This window comes from Pseudomonas spelaei, assembly GCF_009724245.1.
Classification (GTDB): domain Bacteria; phylum Pseudomonadota; class Gammaproteobacteria; order Pseudomonadales; family Pseudomonadaceae; genus Aquipseudomonas; species Aquipseudomonas spelaei.
Genome location: NZ_WNNK01000028.1, coordinates 21,181 through 36,833 on the forward strand (window position 1 = coordinate 21,181; position 15,653 = coordinate 36,833).

Below are 15,653 nucleotides of genomic sequence, written 5' to 3' on the forward strand. Positions count from 1 at the left end.
TGGGCGTGCTACCACACCAGTATCTGTAACGTCGGTTTCACCGCTGGGCGAATACCATTGTTGTCGTTAAGGGTTTGCTTGGCGCCCGTCAGCGGGTCCAGCAGTTCGGCTGCTTTTACCTCGGGCAGGCTGATATGAGTGCCTTTGGCGCTCCAGTACATCAGCAAGTGCTTACCGTCGGCACGGGTCCAGGACACGCTGTAGAACGTATCCGGCAGCTCCTTGAGTACCGGGGTGGTGCCGGGCTTGAGGCTCGGGCCGGTGGTTTCGAGGAAGCGGGCGAGGGCGGTATAGACCGGTTTTGGTTCGCCCTTGAGGTCCAATAAACCGTAATACTGGTCTCGTACCGAGGCGCGTTCGTCGAGGTCGGAGAGGGCGAACAGGAAAATTTTCTGGTAGTCCTGGGTCGCCATCAGCGCCAGGCGGCGCAAGGTAAAATCGGCCTGGCCGTCGACGCCGACCAGATCCTGCAGTTCCTTGGGCCCTGCGTAGCTGGACCAGCCCCACTCGGTCGCCCACACATCCTTGATACCGGCGTTGTGCAGCGTCGCATTGAGCTGATTGCCCCGCAGCAGCACTTCGTTCTTGCCCGGCTCGTCGGTTTCGGGGGTCATTGTGTAAGGGTGATAGGCCGCGACCATGCCCAGGTTCTGGACCCCAAGTGCCCCGAGTGCTTCGAACATCAGGCTTTTGCCCCGTGGTGGCATTTGGCTGTAGTAGGCCATGCCGCCCATTACCTGAGTCTTGCCCGGTGCGGCGATATTCAGCGCCTTGTGGCTGGCCAGCAGCAACTGCCCATACTCTCTGGCATTCACTGCGGGGCGCCAGTTATTGGGCAGGTTCTGTTCGTTCCACACCTGCCAGGCATCGATGTTCGGGTAGCGCTGGGCAAGCATGGCCAGGCGCAGGGCAAACACGTTGTAGTCCCGTGGTCGGTACTGGTCCTGGAACGGCGCCCCCTTGGGCGCGGTGGTTACAAACGGCGCAGAACCTACGAGGTAGAACACGGAGTGGATTTTCTCGGCGGTCAGTGTTCGGTCCAGTTCGTCGAGAGTACTCAGTTGGTAGCCCTGCTCCTTGGGTTCCAGGCGGTCCCAGTGCAGGTCGACCCGCACCCAGTCCAGCCCCAGTTTTTGATACTGGCTGATTTGCTTGCGGTATTGTTCGGGCTTGAACCATAGAAAGTGCGCGTTCACACCCAGGAAGTCTTTCCACACCACTGTGCGCTCGGGCGCCAGGTTTATGGGTTCTGCGTCGACCGTCTCGCTCAGCAACAGTGCGCTGCCAACAGCCAGGGCCACTACCAGGGGCAGGTAACGCAACATTGGGCGAAGGGGCAAAGGGTTCATCTTGAAGGTTCCTTGCAGACGGCTTGGAACAACTCGGCAAAGCGCTGGGCCGTGTTGGCCCATTGGCGTTGCCGGCCTATTTCGGCCGCCTGGTCGGCCCACTGGCGGGCCTGTTGCGGGTCCAGGATCAGATGGCTCAACGCGTCGCTCAATGAGTCGATGTCACCTTGCTGGTAGGTGATGCCATTGCCGCCGGCCACTTCTTCGGCGAAGGACCGTGCGTTGGAAGTGATGACGCCACGCCCGCAAGCGTTGGCCCATGACAATGCGCCGCTGGTGCCGCGCATTTGCCCCAGAAAACCGAGCTTTTTCGATTCCCGGTACGGCAACACCATCACATGGTGATCCTGGATCGTGCGGGGAATGTCGACCGAGGGCAGGTCCAACTGCCAGTCCACCACATCACTGAGGTGCAACGCGGTGATTTGTTGACGCAATCCGTCCAGGTAGTTGCCGGCCGGGTCGAAAGTCATTTCCGGTGCAGTACCTCCCGCCAGGGTCAGGCGGACCTGGCCGCGGCACTGGGGATGGGCGGCCAGGGAACGGGCCAGTGCTTCAAGTAAATCCTCGATGCCCTTGCCACGGTAGATAAATCCGAAATACAGCAGACGCAACGGTTGCAGTGGCGGCAAGGCCACTGGGGCGATCGGCAGGTTGCCATGGGCAATCACTGCAACCTGATCGGCGCGCAGGCCCATGCGTTGGCGCAGGCACTCGCCGCCCAGGCGGGTGAGGGTGATCAGGCGGCGCATACCTTTGGCCAGGCGCCGTTCTTCGTGCAGGGTCAACGGGTCGGCCAACAAGGCCGCCGCCTGAGGCAGTGGGCGGGGCAGGCGTTCGAGCAAGGTCAGCGGGAAAAACAACTTGGCCCGGCGCCAGATCAGTCGCTCGGGATCATGCACGGTGGCAGTCAGGGGCAGTTGGGGTTGGGCCCGGCGCAAGTAGTCCAAGGCCTGGAACTCGCCGAAGCGTCCGCCGCCCAGTTCTGCATGGACCAGGTCTACGCGGCGCCAGTCAAAACCTTGCAGGCGTCGCAACTGCTCGGGCAGGTTCTGACAACCTTCGAGGGGCGTCAGTACTTCCAAGCCCTGCTCACGCAACGCGTTGCGCAAGTGCGCAGCGTAGTCGGCGATACCTGTCTGCTCCGGTGGCAGCGGCGCCAATAACACGATGCGCATCAGGCGGCACCGCGCCAGCTGTTGAGGCGTGCCAGGACATTGGCCGGCACTTCGAAACGGCGACGGTTGAGGATAATGCCGTCCACTTTTCCGAACGCCGTGGTCAACAACGACAGAGCGTTTTCGATGGTCGGCACGGTACTGGTACGCGCTTCGATCACCAACACAATCTGGTCGGCCCGGCGCAGGATCAAGAACGCCTGTGGGTTGGCTGACAGGGCGCTGGCATCCAACAGCAGGACTTCACCCGGCTGCGGCGCTTCGCCACCGTTGACCGTCACCTGATGGCCTCGCTCCACCAGCAACTGCTGCAACTGTTCGATGATAAATCCCACACCTTCGCCATGGCGCGCCGAGGTCAGGCCCAAGGCAAAACCCTCGCTGGCGATACGGTCAATGGGCAGCAGGCTGTATAAGCGGTAGATGCTGGCGGTGAGGGCTGCGGGCGTGGCGTCTTGCATGTCAGGGATGCTGCTCCATAGCGGCACATGGAAGACTTCCTGCAAGCGGGTGCCGTCGTGGATGCGCTGGTCCAGCAGGTACAACACGTAAATGGTCAGCAGGCCCACGGCCACGCCGGCGGGGATGGTGAGCAGCAGAATCAGCAAGCTCTTTGGAAACACCCGCGCCGGGTTCAGGGTGGCATGCTCGATCAAGGCAATGTTGCTGATCTGGCTGCTGTCCAGCTCGTGGTCGATCCGTGCCTGTTCGAGGTTTTCGGAATACAGCGCGTAGCTTTTCTCGGCGGTGTGCAGCTGTTGAGTCAGGCGATTGAGTTCCGGTTCGTCGGTCATCACCTGGTCACGCTCGGTGCGCAGGGTCTCGAGGGTCTTGTCGTAGTCTTCGATTTGCCCGGCCAGCTTGCGCTCCTGTAATTGGGCGTCGATCACTTGCTGTTTGACGTTGATCACCAGGCTGTTGGGCGCGGTGTTCTGCGAGCGTTCCAGGCGGGTGGCCTCCTGGGCGCTCAAGGCCTCCAGGTCGCGGATGTTCTGTTCAATCTGGTTGACTTGTGGCGTGCCCGGCAGGTAAGTGCGCAGCAGGCGTGCGCGCTCCACTTGCAACGTGTTGAGCTGGCGCTTGAGGTCCAGTTGAGTCGGGTTGAGGCTGACTTCCCGCATCGTTACCACTTCGGCAGGCTGATTCTTGATCTGTTGGCTGGCGTTGATCAGGAAGCTGCGAATCCCCGAGAGCTGGTTCTGCGCACCGACTTTGGCGTCGGTGATGCGGTTGATCTGGCTGGTGAGGTTTTCCAGGCGTGCCTGGACACTGATCGAATCGATTTGCTTCAAGCGGCCTTGCAGCTCTTCCTTGAGACTCAGGATAGTTGCGGCGACCTTGGCCCCTTCGGTTTCATAGAAGGTATGCAGGCTCTTGCGCCCCAGGATCCGCGCACGCTCTTCGAGGTAGGCGTCGACCCAGGTCTCGACGATTTTTTGCGCAACCACTGGATCGTCCCATTTGAACGAAATCTCGATCACCGACGACCCCGGCTCATGGCTAGCCTCGAAGTTTTTCTCCAGACTGGTCGCCAGGCGCTCCAGTGGGCTTTGCTTCTCGGCCAGGCCGATAAATTGCAGTACGCTGCGCACGCCATCGAGTACGCTGCCGATGGCTTTCTTGGCGTAGAACTTGGTGGTCTTCCAGAACCCTTGCGGCGGCTCGGAGGTCATGGCCAGGTAGCGCTCGGCAACGATGTGCACGATCGGTCTACCGGTGAGCATCTTCTCCTCGTCAACGATAGGGTCGTGCTGGGTGCTCGGAGCAATCAGCGTTTGACGGTTGCCGGCTTCGATGGGCACCGTGGTGTTGTCTCGCCCCGGCTTGACCAGCAAGCGCGCGTCGGACTCATAACGTGCCGGCAACAGGAAAGCACCCAGCACGGCGACCACGATGGTGGTGATCACTGCCAGCTTGAATTCGCGGCGGAAGATGAAGAACAACCGCAGCAAGTCGCGTAGAGAGCGGATTTCGATCACAGGATCACTCCGTTGAATAAGTGTTGTGTGCCGGATGGAGTCAGCAGGTTCGAGTGATACCAAGCTTGTGCCATGATCATGGGCTGAGGTTGTAGGTGGTATTGCCGGACGTGTTATTGAGCTGATAGTTCAAGCCCAGCCCAACCCCTTTGTTAACCGGAAACAGCTTGGTGAAGTACATATCCACCGCTTCCACCGTGGCGCCAATACCCGACTGCGGCACGTAGATCAAATCCCCTCGTTGCAATGTCACCAGCGGATGCGTCGGGTCTTTCAACATGCTGCTCACGTCGACGTAGTACAGCTTGTACTTGCCGTCGGCTCCAGTGCGCAGCAGGGCAATGTTGGAGCTGTCCGCCGAGGGCAGCACACCGCCGGAACTGAATAGCGCCTGTTCCACGCTGACCTGGCCCGACAAGTTGAAGAACGCCGGGTTAGGTACCGCGCCGCCGATAAACACACGGTTGCTCGGGGCGCTGGCGATGTTCACCGTCACCGCTGGCTCGCGGTAGATGCGCTTGTATTTCTCGGTAATCTCCTTGCCCAGGTCCTCGGGCGTACGCGAGGCTGCCTTGACCCGGCCGATATTGGGCATCGAGATCACCCCGTCGGGGCGCACCACGAAGATGCTCATCTCATCGGCGGCCGCCGGTTCCTGGGCATCACGCACGATGCGCAGGGAATCGCCGCTCTGGATCAGCACCTGGGCTGGCGGCAGATCGGCCAGGGTCAGCGCCGCTTGGTGGCCGGCCTTGAGCGTATTGTTGTCAGGAAGCGGCACCCGCGCTGGGGTCGAACAGCCAGCCAGCCAGATTGAGGCACTCAGGAGGCCGAGCAGGGTAAGACGGGAACGTCGGTTGATGGTCTTCATGACGGCTCAAGTCCAGTAGGTGGAGAACATACCCAGGCGCTGCTTGAGCGATTTGGGCAGGTAGCGTTCAAGGTGGCCGAGGCGATAGCCCAGCAATTTAAAGGCACTGCGCACCATGACTTCGGGTGTGCGATGCAAGGCACCGGCTTCGCGCAGCGCCTGAAGTTCGGCCAGTACATAGCGCTTACCTTCACCGCCGGCATCACCAAACGCTTGGCGAATCCACGGCTCACGGCCGTAGAACACGCCGATATCGAAGTAGCGGTGAAACTCGTCCATCAGACCGTAATCGTGGGAGTGATAAACCTCGGCGGTGGCGGCGTAGCGCACGGTGTAGCCGTCGAGCAGCATGCGCGCGGCAACGTAGGCGTCTTCGCTGCCGATCACATCGGCCGGAAAACCACCCACCGCCTCCAGGGCGCTGCGCCGGTACACCGAAAAGGAGTCGGAGCTGAAACAGGTCTTGATCCCAAGCTCGGGGGCATCGGCCAGGCTTTTGCTGCGACTCTGTGCGGGGTAGTTGAAGTGTCGCGACTGCGCGCCCAATACGCCGGCGCCGGGGTGGGGCAGTTGGCGTCCGTAGGCGACGCCGTTGAGCGGGTCGAGCTGCAATTCAGTGATCAGGTTGGCGAAGGTTTGCGCATTGGCGGGAATCGCGTCCTGGGTCATGACGATCAACGCTTCGCCGCCGACCTGTTCGCTGGCCCAACGACGTGTACCGCCGTGATTGAAGTCCTTGGCGTCGATCACCTCGACCCGGGCGCCAAACTCGCGAAAGCGCGCCACGGTGTCATCACTTGAGGCGCTGTCGACCACCAGCATCTCGTCCGGCTGCAAGGTTTGCATCCGGAGTGCGGGCAACAGTCGATCCAGATGGCTGGACGCGTTGCGGGTGGGGATGATCAACGAGGTGCGCATCAGGGTTTTACGTCCTGAGGCGCCCGACCGTAGATATCGTCGAACCGCACAATGTCGTCTTCTCCCAGGTACTCGCCGCTCTGCACCTCGATCATCACCAGGTCGATGATGCCGGGGTTGGTCAGGCGATGTTTATGCCCGGCAGGAATATAAGTGGACTCGTTCATGTTGAGTAGGATTTCACGGTCGCCATTGGTGATCATGGCCGCGCCGCTGACCACCACCCAGTGCTCGCTGCGGTGGTGATGCATTTGCAGGGACAATGAACCCTTGGGCTTGACCACGATGCGCTTGATCTTGAACCGCGTGCTCTCTTCCAGCACGGTGTAGGTGCCCCACGGCCGGGTGACGGTACGGTGCAGGCTGAACGCCGGATGGTTCTGGCGCTTGAGTTCGGCCACGATGTAGCGCACATCCTGGCTGCGATTGGCATCGGCAATCAGGATCGCGTCCGGGGTGTCGACGATGATCAGGTCGCGCACGCCCACCGCACCGAGGACGCGCTTGGGCGAGTCGATGTAGCAGTTGTGTACGTCATGCAGGATGGCTTCGCCATTGACCTGATTGCCGTGTTCGTCGCTGGGGGTGAGTTGGCGCAGGGCTTCCCAGGAACCAATGTCACTCCAGCCGATGTCGCAGGGCACCACGGCAACCTGGGCGGACTTTTCCATCAGCGCCACGTCGATGGAAATATCCGGCGCGGTGCCGAAGCCTTCGGCGTTCAGTTCGCGCTGGCGGGAGTGGTTGTTGGTCAGGGTCTGGCTGTGGTCAAGGGCCGCTTTGGCTGCCTCCAGTACGGCGGGAGCATGGGTGGCCAGTTCTTCCAGCACCGTGGCGGCCTTGAAACAAAACATCCCGGCGTTCCACAGGTGCTTGCCGCCATCCAGGTACGTCTGGGCGGTGGCCAGGTCCGGTTTTTCGACGAAGCGCTTGACCCGGAACCCCTGGCTCAGGGCATCACCTTGTTCGATGTAGCCAAAGCCGGTTTCCGGGCGGTCCGGCTGGATGCCGAAGGTCACCAGGTAGCCGGCCTCGGCCAAGTCGCGAGCCTGGGCCACGGCTTCGGCGAACGCGCTTTCATCAAGGATCAGATGGTCGGCGGGCATCACCAGCAATTGAGCGTCGGCGCCGAAATGCTCTTGCACATGCAACGCGGCCACGGCAATGGCGGCGGCGGTGTTGCGGCCGAAGGGTTCCAGTAGCAGGTCCAGACCCAGTTGCGCCTTGTTGACCCCGCGATAGTCGTCCAGGGTGCGAAACAGCAGGTCACGGTTGGTCACCGTCAACACGCTTTCCACGCCAGGCAAATGGCTGGCCCGCAGGAAGGTCTTCTGCAACAGGCTCTGGTCATCGCGCATGCGCATGAACGGCTTGGGCATGTTCTGCCGGGACACTGGCCACAAACGAGTACCCGAACCACCGGAAATGATGCAGGGGATTAATCCGTTGAGGGTATTCATCAATAGACTTCCTTAGTGGAAAGAACGGCCGGGACCGTCATGAACACGATGTACAGGTCGAGCCACACTGACCATTTGGAGATGTACTCCAGGTCGTACTCGACGCGTTTTTGAATCTTGAACAGGGTGTCGGTCTCACCACGATAGCCGTTGATCTGCGCCCAGCCAGTGATGCCTGGCTTGACCCGATGCCGCGAGCTGTATTCGCTGACGGCTTCCTCAAACGGAATGCCGGCGGCCTTGGTAGCCGTGGCATGGGGCCGAGGGCCGACCATCGACATGTTGCCCAGCAGCACGTTGAACAGTTGTGGCAGCTCATCGATGCTGGTCTTGCGAATGATCCGGCCCACGCGGGTGATACGCGGGTCTTCGCGGGTGGTCTGGCGGTCGGCGTTATGGTCGGTCTGGTCGGTGTACATCGAGCGGAACTTGAACACCCGGATCACATTGTCGTTGTAGCCAAAGCGGTTCTGGCGAAACAGCACCGGGCCCCTGGAGTCGAGTTTGATGGCGATGGCTGTCACCAGCATCAGGGGCGACAACAGCACCAAGCCGATGCTGGCCAGCAGCAGGTCTTCACAGCGCTTGATAAACGGCGACCAGCCGCGCAGGGGCAACTGCGAGGTATTGAACATCAGGATGCCGCCGACATCAGTGATGCGGTTGTGGCCATAGCGCAGGGCGGCCATGTCCGGTACCAGCATGACGTTGACGGACATCTGCCGCAGGCGCTTGACCAGCCCATTGATACGCTGCTCGGCGGCCCAGGGCAGGGTGATCATCACCTGGTTGACCTGCTCGGAACGGATCAGTTTTTCCAGGTCGCGGGTATTGCCCAGCAGGGGCAGGTTACTCAGTTCCTTGGGGATCCGCTCGGTACGGTCGTCGATAAAGCCAATCAGGCCGGAGCGGATATCACTGTTACGCGAAAGGTGGTCGGCAACGTGCACGGCGGTGTCGGTGAAGCCGAGAATCACCGTGCGTTGCAGGTATTTGCCGTTCTTCATCAGATTGCGATACAGGCGCAGCATCAGGATGCGTTCAACGCCAAACAATCCCAGGCTGGTAGTGAACCAGAACACCAGGTTGCGCGGGCTCAACTGCGGGAACAGCAGCAAGATCTGATACATGAACAGCAGGATGCAGAACGCCGACGTCCAGGCCACTAACATGACCCGAAAGCGCAGGCGATTGCTGAACAGTTCCTCGGAATACACCCCCAGGGCCTGGAACAGAATAATGGTCAGGATCGCGAAAAACAGCAGCAGGCCGAGGAAGTGGTTACGCAGGTCTGCTTCCATGGGCTGTGGATAGAACAACAAGACCACCGCAGGCAACACTGCTGTTGCACCGTGGAGCAATTTGACGAACACCACAAAAAACTCAATAAAGCCGGTCCGAGTTAGAAACAGGCTATCGACCGACGACTTCTCACTCATGAATCATCCCTCGTTGCACCACCAGGATGTCCCTATTCGGCTGCTCATCTATATAAAGCAGGGATCACTTTATAAGGGGAGCAGGTCGAACAGCAGCTTCGCTGGGTAAACGCAATTGCCTGTCTAAGGACTGCAGGGAATTTGCGGAGTAATGGCCAAATAGTGGCATTTTCCGATTGATCTGTCAAGTAATTGACTGAATTTGCGGTATTTGCCTCCTCTAATCATAGGTTACTCTCGAGGCGACAGTTTGTTGACTTATTTGGGGCTGTGCTCAGATTTATCGAGAATAAGTGATGGCTTTTTGGAGTGTAGGAACAAATGTGGGAAGTTTCTTGCTTGCCAGGAAATCCTTTTTTTGACGTGTGTAGGAAGATGAGTGCATCGCCATGCGACATGGCCTTTGTCATCCGCCATGGCGTGACCTGTGGCTGGCGTGGCGGGTGGTCTAAGGGTTGGGGATCAGCGTAGCGGATGTGCTGCTGACCGCGCTGACGGCCATGGTGCTGAGGGTACTGGCTTTGTGTTTGGCGCTGATGTCACGGCCGACATGGGGGGATCGTTCCCTGACGGGAGCGATCCCGGCAGCCTCAACCCAACCGCGCTGCCGCCCGCGCTACGATCGCCCCGCGTGTCTTGCGCGACTCAACCGTTCGTTTGTTGGCTTCTTCCAGTACATAGGTCGGTGCGGTGTCTGGCCGGCCGGCGTTGAACGGCGGTGCTGGGGCATATTCCAGCTGCAGTTGCACCAGTTGCGCCGCCGCCTCGCTGTACAGCTCTGCCGCCAGGGTCAGGGCAAAATCAATCCCGGCTGTGATTCCGCCACCGGTAAACAGATTGCCATCACGGACCACGCGCTCCTGCACCGGGATCGCACCCAAGGTGGCCAGCATGTCGTGGTAGGCCCAATGGGTCGTCGCTCGACGTCCCCTCAGCAGGCCCGCCGCGCCGAGTACCAGCGAGCCGGTGCACACCGAGGTCACGTAGCGCGCGGTATGGGACTGCATGATGAGGAAGTCCAAGGTCTGCGGATCTTCCATCAAGTCCCCGACACCCGAGCCACCGGGTACGCAAATCACGTCCAGCAGCGGGCATTCATCAAAGGTCATGGTCGGGGTGAATACCAGTCCGGTGCTGGAGGTGAGCGCCAGCAGGTCTTTCCAGATCAGATGGACCTTCACGTCCGGCAAGGACGCCAGCACATCATAGGGCCCGGTCAGGTCCAGTTGCTGGATGCCGGGGAACAACAGAAAGCCGATCTGTAAGGTCATGGGAAACTCCTGGTAGGGGATGGACGACTCCACTTTAGTGGCCTACCTTTTGGCGTATGAGCCATTAATCCCACGAATCACGCCAATCATGCCGAAAATCATCCACGTACTTGCCTTCCCCAATGTGCAGGTGCTCGACGTCACCGGGCCGCTGCAAGTGTTTGCCTCGGCCAACGACTTGGTGCGTCAGCAAGGGTTGCCAGCGCCTTATGTCATCAATGTGATCGCCGCGCAGTTGGAGCCGGTGATGACCTCCGCTGGTCTGGCGCTGGTGGCCGAACCGTTGCCTTCGGCTGATGCACCCTGTGACACCCTGGTAATAGCCGGTGGCTGGGGTGTGTACGGTGCGGCCGACGATCCTGCACTGGTGGATTGGGTTCGGCGCAAGGCCGCGCATTCGCGACGAATGACCTCGGTCTGCACCGGCGCTTTTCTGCTGGCCGCCAGTGGTCTGTTGGACGGTTGCCGCGTGGTGACCCACTGGACTCGCTGTGAAGAGTTGGCGAGCAAATACCCGAAGCTTACGGTCGAGGCCAATCCGATCTTTATCCAGCAGGGCTCGCTCTGGACGTCGGCGGGTGTCACCGCCGGCATCGATCTGTGCCTGGCCCTGGTGGAACAGGACCTGGGCCGGGCCACGGCGCTGGAAGTGGCGCGGCACTTGGTGGTGTTTCTCAAGCGTCCCGGCGGGCAATCGCAATTCAGCGTGACACTGTCCCTGCAAAAGGGCGGCAGCCGCTTCGCTGAGTTGCACGCCTGGATTGCTGAGCATTTGAGCCTGGACCTGAACATCTCGACCCTGGCCGCGCAAGTGGGCATGAGTGAGCGCAGTTTTGTGCGCCACTACCGCGCTGAAACCGGCCAGACTCCGGCGCGGGCAGTGGAGTTGCTACGGGTGGAAACGGCGCGCCGGCAACTGGCCGACAGCGCGGCCTCGATCAAAAGGGTCGCCGTGCACTGTGGTTTTGGCTGCGAAGAAACCATGCGTCGTAGTTTTCTAAGGGCGTTATCGGTGACGCCCCAGACCTATCGCGAGCGGTTTTCAGCGTCTGTCGAGTAGCTCGAATATTGCCTCAAGCGTTGCCTGCGGCGCTTCCTGGGGAATGTTGTGGCCAACACCTGCCAGGACCTGCCGCCGATAAAACCCGGTGAAACATCCCAGGTCTTCATCCTCCTCCGATGCGGGTCCCACCCCATCGTCAGCACCGCACAACGAAATGCTCGGCACCGAAATCGGCGGCGGCTGCACCAGTGCCTGCTCAATCGCCTCCAGCGCCGGATCGCCAAGGGCGTACATGAAACGATGGCGATAAGAGTGGATCACCACGTCGACAAAATCCGGATTATCAAACGAAGGCGCCGTCTTGCCGTACAGGTTCGGTCCTTCGGTCCAGGACGGCGACCACAGTGTCCACAACAGTTCACATAGCTCGCGACGGTTGGCAGTCAAACCGTCCACACCTCGTTGGGTGTGAAAGTAGTACTGGTACCACAACCGATGCTCAGTGATGGGCGCTCGTGGCTGGATCGACTTGGCAATGTCCTGGATGTTGTAGCCGTCGCCCGTTACCAGGCCGCGCACCCGCTCGGGCCACAAGGCGGCGACGATACAGGCGGCGCGTCCACCCCAGTCATAACCCACCAGCGTCGCCTGCGGGATGGCCAGGGCATCCATGAAGTCCAGCAGGTCCTTGGCCAGTGCGGCCTGTTGGCCGGAGCGCATCACCTCGGCGTTGATAAACCGTGTCGGGCCGTAGCCGCGCAGGTAAGGCACCAGCACCCGACAACCGCGGGCGGCCAACACGGGTGCAATCTCGTCATAGCCGCGGGGGTCGTAGGGAAAGCCGTGCAGCAGAATCACCACGTTACCCTCGATCGGGCCGCGGGCCTCATAGGCAATGTCAAGCATCGTGGTGCGTACGTAGTGTAGTGAGGCGATTGTGGTCATGTGTGCTCCGATCAAGGGCAAGAGGCGCGGTGAAACTGTAGCGCCAAACCGGTTTCAGGATGCTTTCCAAATGAGGGTAATTGCGTGATGTGTCTAGCCTGGCTGGCGTCAGCCGATCAGTTAAGCGAACACTGGGCCTCAAGACCGAGAAAATCAAAGGTGGGAGCTGGCTTGCCTGCGATGGCGGTGTATCAGCTTGCATCACTGATGCTGACCCACCGCCATCGCAGGCAAGCCAGCTCCCACATTGGGATTGCCTTCGTTTGCCTGACCTTCATTCCTTAACAGGCAGGCATTATGGCAAGCCCCCTCGCCACATGTTCTATGTGGGGCGAAGCCCTTCAAGGTTGCCAGACGGTTTTTTCACCACTCAACTTACGATCCAGGAAGGTCGCGGCGCTGATCAGCGCCAGATGACTCAACGCTTGGGGCGTATTGCCCAGATGCCGCGCCTGGCTGTCGAATTCTTCGGCATACAACCCCAGTGGATTGGCATAGCGCAGCAGTTGCTCAAACTCCAGGTGCGCCTTTTCCACTTGCCCGGCGCGGGCCAGGCATTCCACATACCAGAAAGAACAGGCCGCAAATGCGCCCTCGGTGCCTTGCAGCCCATCGATCTGGCCGTCGTCGTTGCGGTAGCGGTAGACCATGCCATCGCGCACCAGGCTTTTCTGGATCGCTTCCAGGGTCGACAACCAGCGAGGATCGGTGGCGGCAACGAAACGTACCAGCGGCATCAGCAGCATCGAACCGTCGAGGGCGGTGCTGCCGATGTGCTGTACAAAATGCCCGCGCTCTTCGTTCCAGAAGTTGCTCCAGATGTCCTGGTAAATGGCTTGGCGTGTTTCGTCCCAGCGGGCGAAGGGCGCTGGCAGCGAGCGTTTGGAGGCCAGGCGAATGGCACGGTCCAGGGCTACCCAACACATCAAGCGCGAGTGTAGGAAGTGATGCTGCTCACCGCGCATTTCCCAGATGCCGACGTCTTGCAGGTTCCAGGTTTCACACACCTGATCCACCACTTCAATCGTATGTTTCCAGCCTTCATGGGAGATGGCTTCGCCGTACTTGTTGACCAGGTACACCGCGTCCATCAGCTCGCCGAAAATATCCAGCTGCACCTGATCGTAAGCCTGATTGCCAATACGCACGGGTTGCGCGCCACCGTGGCCGCGGAGGTGAGTCAGTGCGGTTTCCGGCAGTTCCTGGCGGCCGTCGATGCCGTACAGGATATTGAGCTTCATGGATTGGCCATGGCAGTCGCTGACTCGCCCTTTCAACCAGCGCATGTAGTGGTTGGCTTCCTCGACAAAGCCCAGGCGCATGAAGGCGTAGACGGTAAACGAGGCGTCGCGGATCCAGGTGTAGCGGTAGTCCCAATTGCGCTCGCCGCCTGGTGTCTCGGGCAGGCCGAAGGTGGCGGCGGCGAGGATCGCGCCGTGTTTGCGCGAGGTCAACAGCTTCAAGGCCAGGGCCGAGCGGTTGACCATTTCCCGCCAGCGTCCACGGTAGTTGGACTGGCCGATCCAGCCACGCCAGAACTTCAGGGTGCGTTCCAGGCATAGGTCGGTATCGTTGCTGTTGACCCGGGGATCTTCGAGGGCACCGAGGACAAACTCGGCGCCTTGTTCTTGTTCCAGGAGAAAGCTGGCGATTGCAGCTTCGCCGTCGATCTGCAGGTCATGGCTGCTGGCCAGACGCAGGCCGGGTTGATCAATGGCTTCAAAACAGACATCGCCGTTGTTGAGGGCGACGCGGGTCTGGGCACGGGCGTAGTCATGGCGTACCGCGCACCGCAGGTGAATCATCGCCTTGCCACTGACTACCCGGACTCGGCGGATCAACAGTGGTAAATCATCGACTTCGTCGCTGATGGTCAGCAGGTCGGTGATCTCCACCACCGCTTCATCACTGAGCCAGCGGGTTTGCAGGACGTTGGTGTCCGGCAGGTAGATTTGCTCGCGGCGGGCGTCGGGCAGGTCAGGGGTGAGTTGGAAAATCCCGGCGGCGGGGGAGTCCAGCAATGAGCAAAAGATTGACGGGCTGTCGAACTCCGGCCAGCAGAAAAAATCGATGCTGCCCCGGTCGTTGATCAGTGCTGCGCTGCGCATGTCACCGATGATGCCGTGGGCATCGATGGCGCTTTGTGGTTCGTTCAGATCAATCATTGTCACGAAGCTCCTGATAAGAGCCTTGGGGATAAAGACTCACGCCGTCATCGATAAACAGGTACTGCCCACTGTGTGGCCGGAGGCATCGTCTACCCGACTTTATCAGCGTGTCCAGTTAGCTGACTGGTCGTGCGCGGTGGAAGTTCACCGGTTGTCTGAAATGCGACGATGGCTGTCTATATCTATCGTTTTCGCCACAGGGCTTTTCGCTAGAATCAACGCCTGAGTGACGTGAGAACTGCCCATGACGATCCCTTGCCAACCCGGGCCTTGGCTTGAAGCCTATGCCGACAACTACCACAACGATGATGTGGTGCACCTTCATTGCCATGTCCAGGCGCAGTTGATCCACGCGGTCTCGGGGGTGATGGTGGTCAGCACCGCCCAGGGTAGCTGGTTGGTACCGTCTGGCCATGCGTTGTGGGTCCCCGCAGCAATACCCCATGAAATTCGCATGGCGGGCGAGGTGCACATGCGCACCTTGTTCCTGATGCCCGAAGCCGAACCGGAGTTGGGCAGAAGTTGCCAGGTGATCGAAGTGTCGGCGCTGCTGCGGGAGTTGATTGTCGCCGCCACCCTGATAGCAGGCCAAAGCGGCCCACGCCTGCCGGCCATGATCGAATTGATCCGCCTGGAGCTGCTCGCTGCGCCGGTGGTGGCGATGCACGTGCCGGTTCCCTGCGAGGTGCGGTTGGCCAAACTGTGCACTCACTTCATTCGTAATCCGTCCGATGACAGCAGCCTGGACTCCTGGGCCGATACGCTGAACATGAGCGCCCGAACCTTGAGCCGAATCTTCCAGCGTGAACTGGGCATGAGTTTCGGTGAATGGCGCAAACGTGCGCGACTGGCCCTGAGCTTGAAACTGCTGGCCCAAGGCGCATCAATTCTGGAAGTGGCCCTGGAGCATGGGTATCAGAGCCCGAGTGCGTTCAGTGCGATGTTTCGCCGGTCGTTGGGGTATCCGCCGAGTCATTTTCGACCAGGCGCCTCGCCGCAGGGCATGTCGTTGCGTTAAGCAAACATATTGTCTGTTTGGCGACGATACATGGCCCTGGCGCGGGCGAATCCG

The 15,653-nt window shown here is 60.3% G+C and carries 12 protein-coding genes; 2 read left to right on the top strand and 10 right to left on the bottom strand.

Features of this window, described 5'->3' with window-relative positions; all coding sequences use genetic code 11:
- Positions 1-8: 8 nt before the first annotated feature.
- From GNF76_RS25095 to inhA, 8 genes are all read right to left on the bottom strand, one after another.
- The gene (locus tag GNF76_RS25095; protein ID WP_379652592.1) at positions 9-1,325 is read right to left on the bottom strand and encodes a glycoside hydrolase 5 family protein; all 1,317 of its coding nucleotides are present in this window, start codon (positions 1,323-1,325) and stop codon (positions 9-11) included.
- Between the two features lie 20 nt (positions 1,326-1,345).
- Positions 1,346-2,527 (bottom strand): glycosyltransferase, encoded by a 1,182-nt coding sequence (locus GNF76_RS25100; protein WP_155585775.1) that lies wholly within the window; start codon positions 2,525-2,527, stop codon positions 1,346-1,348.
- A complete protein-coding gene (locus GNF76_RS25105; protein WP_178123570.1) occupies positions 2,527-4,506 on the bottom strand; it encodes an exopolysaccharide transport family protein in 1,980 nt (659 codons plus the stop codon). The genes GNF76_RS25100 and GNF76_RS25105 overlap by 1 nt, the downstream gene beginning before the upstream one ends.
- A gap of 76 nt (positions 4,507-4,582) precedes the next feature.
- Entirely contained in the window at positions 4,583-5,377 is a 795-nt protein-coding gene (locus GNF76_RS25110) for a polysaccharide biosynthesis/export family protein (protein WP_155585777.1), read from the bottom strand.
- A gap of 6 nt (positions 5,378-5,383) precedes the next feature.
- On the bottom strand, positions 5,384-6,295 hold the full coding sequence (locus GNF76_RS25115) for a glycosyltransferase family 2 protein (protein WP_155585778.1): 912 nt from the start codon (positions 6,293-6,295) through the stop codon (positions 5,384-5,386).
- Positions 6,295-7,755, bottom strand: coding sequence for a mannose-1-phosphate guanylyltransferase/mannose-6-phosphate isomerase (locus GNF76_RS25120; protein WP_155585779.1), 1,461 nt, complete (start codon positions 7,753-7,755; stop codon positions 6,295-6,297). The genes GNF76_RS25115 and GNF76_RS25120 overlap by 1 nt, the downstream gene beginning before the upstream one ends.
- A complete protein-coding gene (locus tag GNF76_RS25125; RefSeq protein WP_155585780.1) occupies positions 7,755-9,194 on the bottom strand; it encodes an undecaprenyl-phosphate glucose phosphotransferase in 1,440 nt (479 codons plus the stop codon). The genes GNF76_RS25120 and GNF76_RS25125 overlap by 1 nt, the downstream gene beginning before the upstream one ends.
- A 590-nt stretch (positions 9,195-9,784) precedes the next feature.
- Positions 9,785-10,465, bottom strand: a complete 681-nt coding sequence (inhA, locus tag GNF76_RS25130) for an isonitrile hydratase (protein ID WP_155585781.1) — start codon at positions 10,463-10,465, stop codon at positions 9,785-9,787.
- Between the two features lie 88 nt (positions 10,466-10,553).
- On the opposite strand from inhA, the gene GNF76_RS25135 reads away from it, so the two are divergent.
- Positions 10,554-11,525 carry a GlxA family transcriptional regulator gene (locus tag GNF76_RS25135; RefSeq protein WP_155585782.1) on the top strand — a complete coding sequence of 324 codons (972 nt, stop codon included), beginning with the start codon at positions 10,554-10,556 and terminating at the stop codon, positions 11,523-11,525.
- Here GNF76_RS25135 and GNF76_RS25140 read toward each other — a convergent pair.
- Positions 11,508-12,413 carry an alpha/beta fold hydrolase gene (locus tag GNF76_RS25140; protein WP_155585783.1) on the bottom strand — a complete coding sequence of 302 codons (906 nt, stop codon included), beginning with the start codon at positions 12,411-12,413 and terminating at the stop codon, positions 11,508-11,510. The two genes, GNF76_RS25135 and GNF76_RS25140, sit on opposite strands and share 18 nt — an antisense overlap.
- Before the next feature lie 341 nt (positions 12,414-12,754).
- Positions 12,755-14,578 (bottom strand): glycoside hydrolase family 15 protein, encoded by a 1,824-nt coding sequence (locus GNF76_RS25145; RefSeq protein ID WP_155585784.1) that lies wholly within the window; start codon positions 14,576-14,578, stop codon positions 12,755-12,757.
- A gap of 247 nt (positions 14,579-14,825) precedes the next feature.
- Between GNF76_RS25145 and GNF76_RS25150 the strand changes: the two genes are divergently transcribed.
- Complete coding sequence (locus GNF76_RS25150) at positions 14,826-15,599, top strand: AraC family transcriptional regulator (protein ID WP_155585785.1); 774 nt, start codon at positions 14,826-14,828, stop codon at positions 15,597-15,599.
- Positions 15,600-15,653 lie beyond the last annotated feature (54 nt).

Excerpts from the sequence above, each read along its gene's own strand:
- GNF76_RS25110 (WP_155585777.1), bottom strand. The coding sequence starts at position 5,377 with ATGAAGACCATCAACCGACGTTCCCGTCTTACCCTGCTCGGCCTCCTG.
- GNF76_RS25095 (WP_379652592.1), bottom strand. The coding sequence starts at position 1,325 with ATGTTGCGTTACCTGCCCCTGGTAGTGGCCCTGGCTGTTGGCAGCGCA.
- inhA (WP_155585781.1), bottom strand. The coding sequence starts at position 10,465 with ATGACCTTACAGATCGGCTTTCTGTTGTTCCCCGGCATCCAGCAACTG.
- GNF76_RS25150 (WP_155585785.1), top strand. The coding sequence starts at position 14,826 with ATGACGATCCCTTGCCAACCCGGGCCTTGGCTTGAAGCCTATGCCGAC.
- GNF76_RS25135 (WP_155585782.1), top strand. The coding sequence starts at position 10,554 with ATGCCGAAAATCATCCACGTACTTGCCTTCCCCAATGTGCAGGTGCTC.
- GNF76_RS25100 (WP_155585775.1), bottom strand. The coding sequence starts at position 2,527 with ATGCGCATCGTGTTATTGGCGCCGCTGCCACCGGAGCAGACAGGTATC.
- GNF76_RS25115 (WP_155585778.1), bottom strand. The coding sequence starts at position 6,295 with ATGCGCACCTCGTTGATCATCCCCACCCGCAACGCGTCCAGCCATCTG.
- GNF76_RS25140 (WP_155585783.1), bottom strand. The coding sequence starts at position 12,413 with ATGACCACAATCGCCTCACTACACTACGTACGCACCACGATGCTTGAC.
- GNF76_RS25120 (WP_155585779.1), bottom strand. The coding sequence starts at position 7,755 with ATGAATACCCTCAACGGATTAATCCCCTGCATCATTTCCGGTGGTTCG.
- GNF76_RS25125 (WP_155585780.1), bottom strand. The coding sequence starts at position 9,194 with ATGAGTGAGAAGTCGTCGGTCGATAGCCTGTTTCTAACTCGGACCGGC.
- GNF76_RS25145 (WP_155585784.1), bottom strand. The coding sequence starts at position 14,578 with ATGATTGATCTGAACGAACCACAAAGCGCCATCGATGCCCACGGCATC.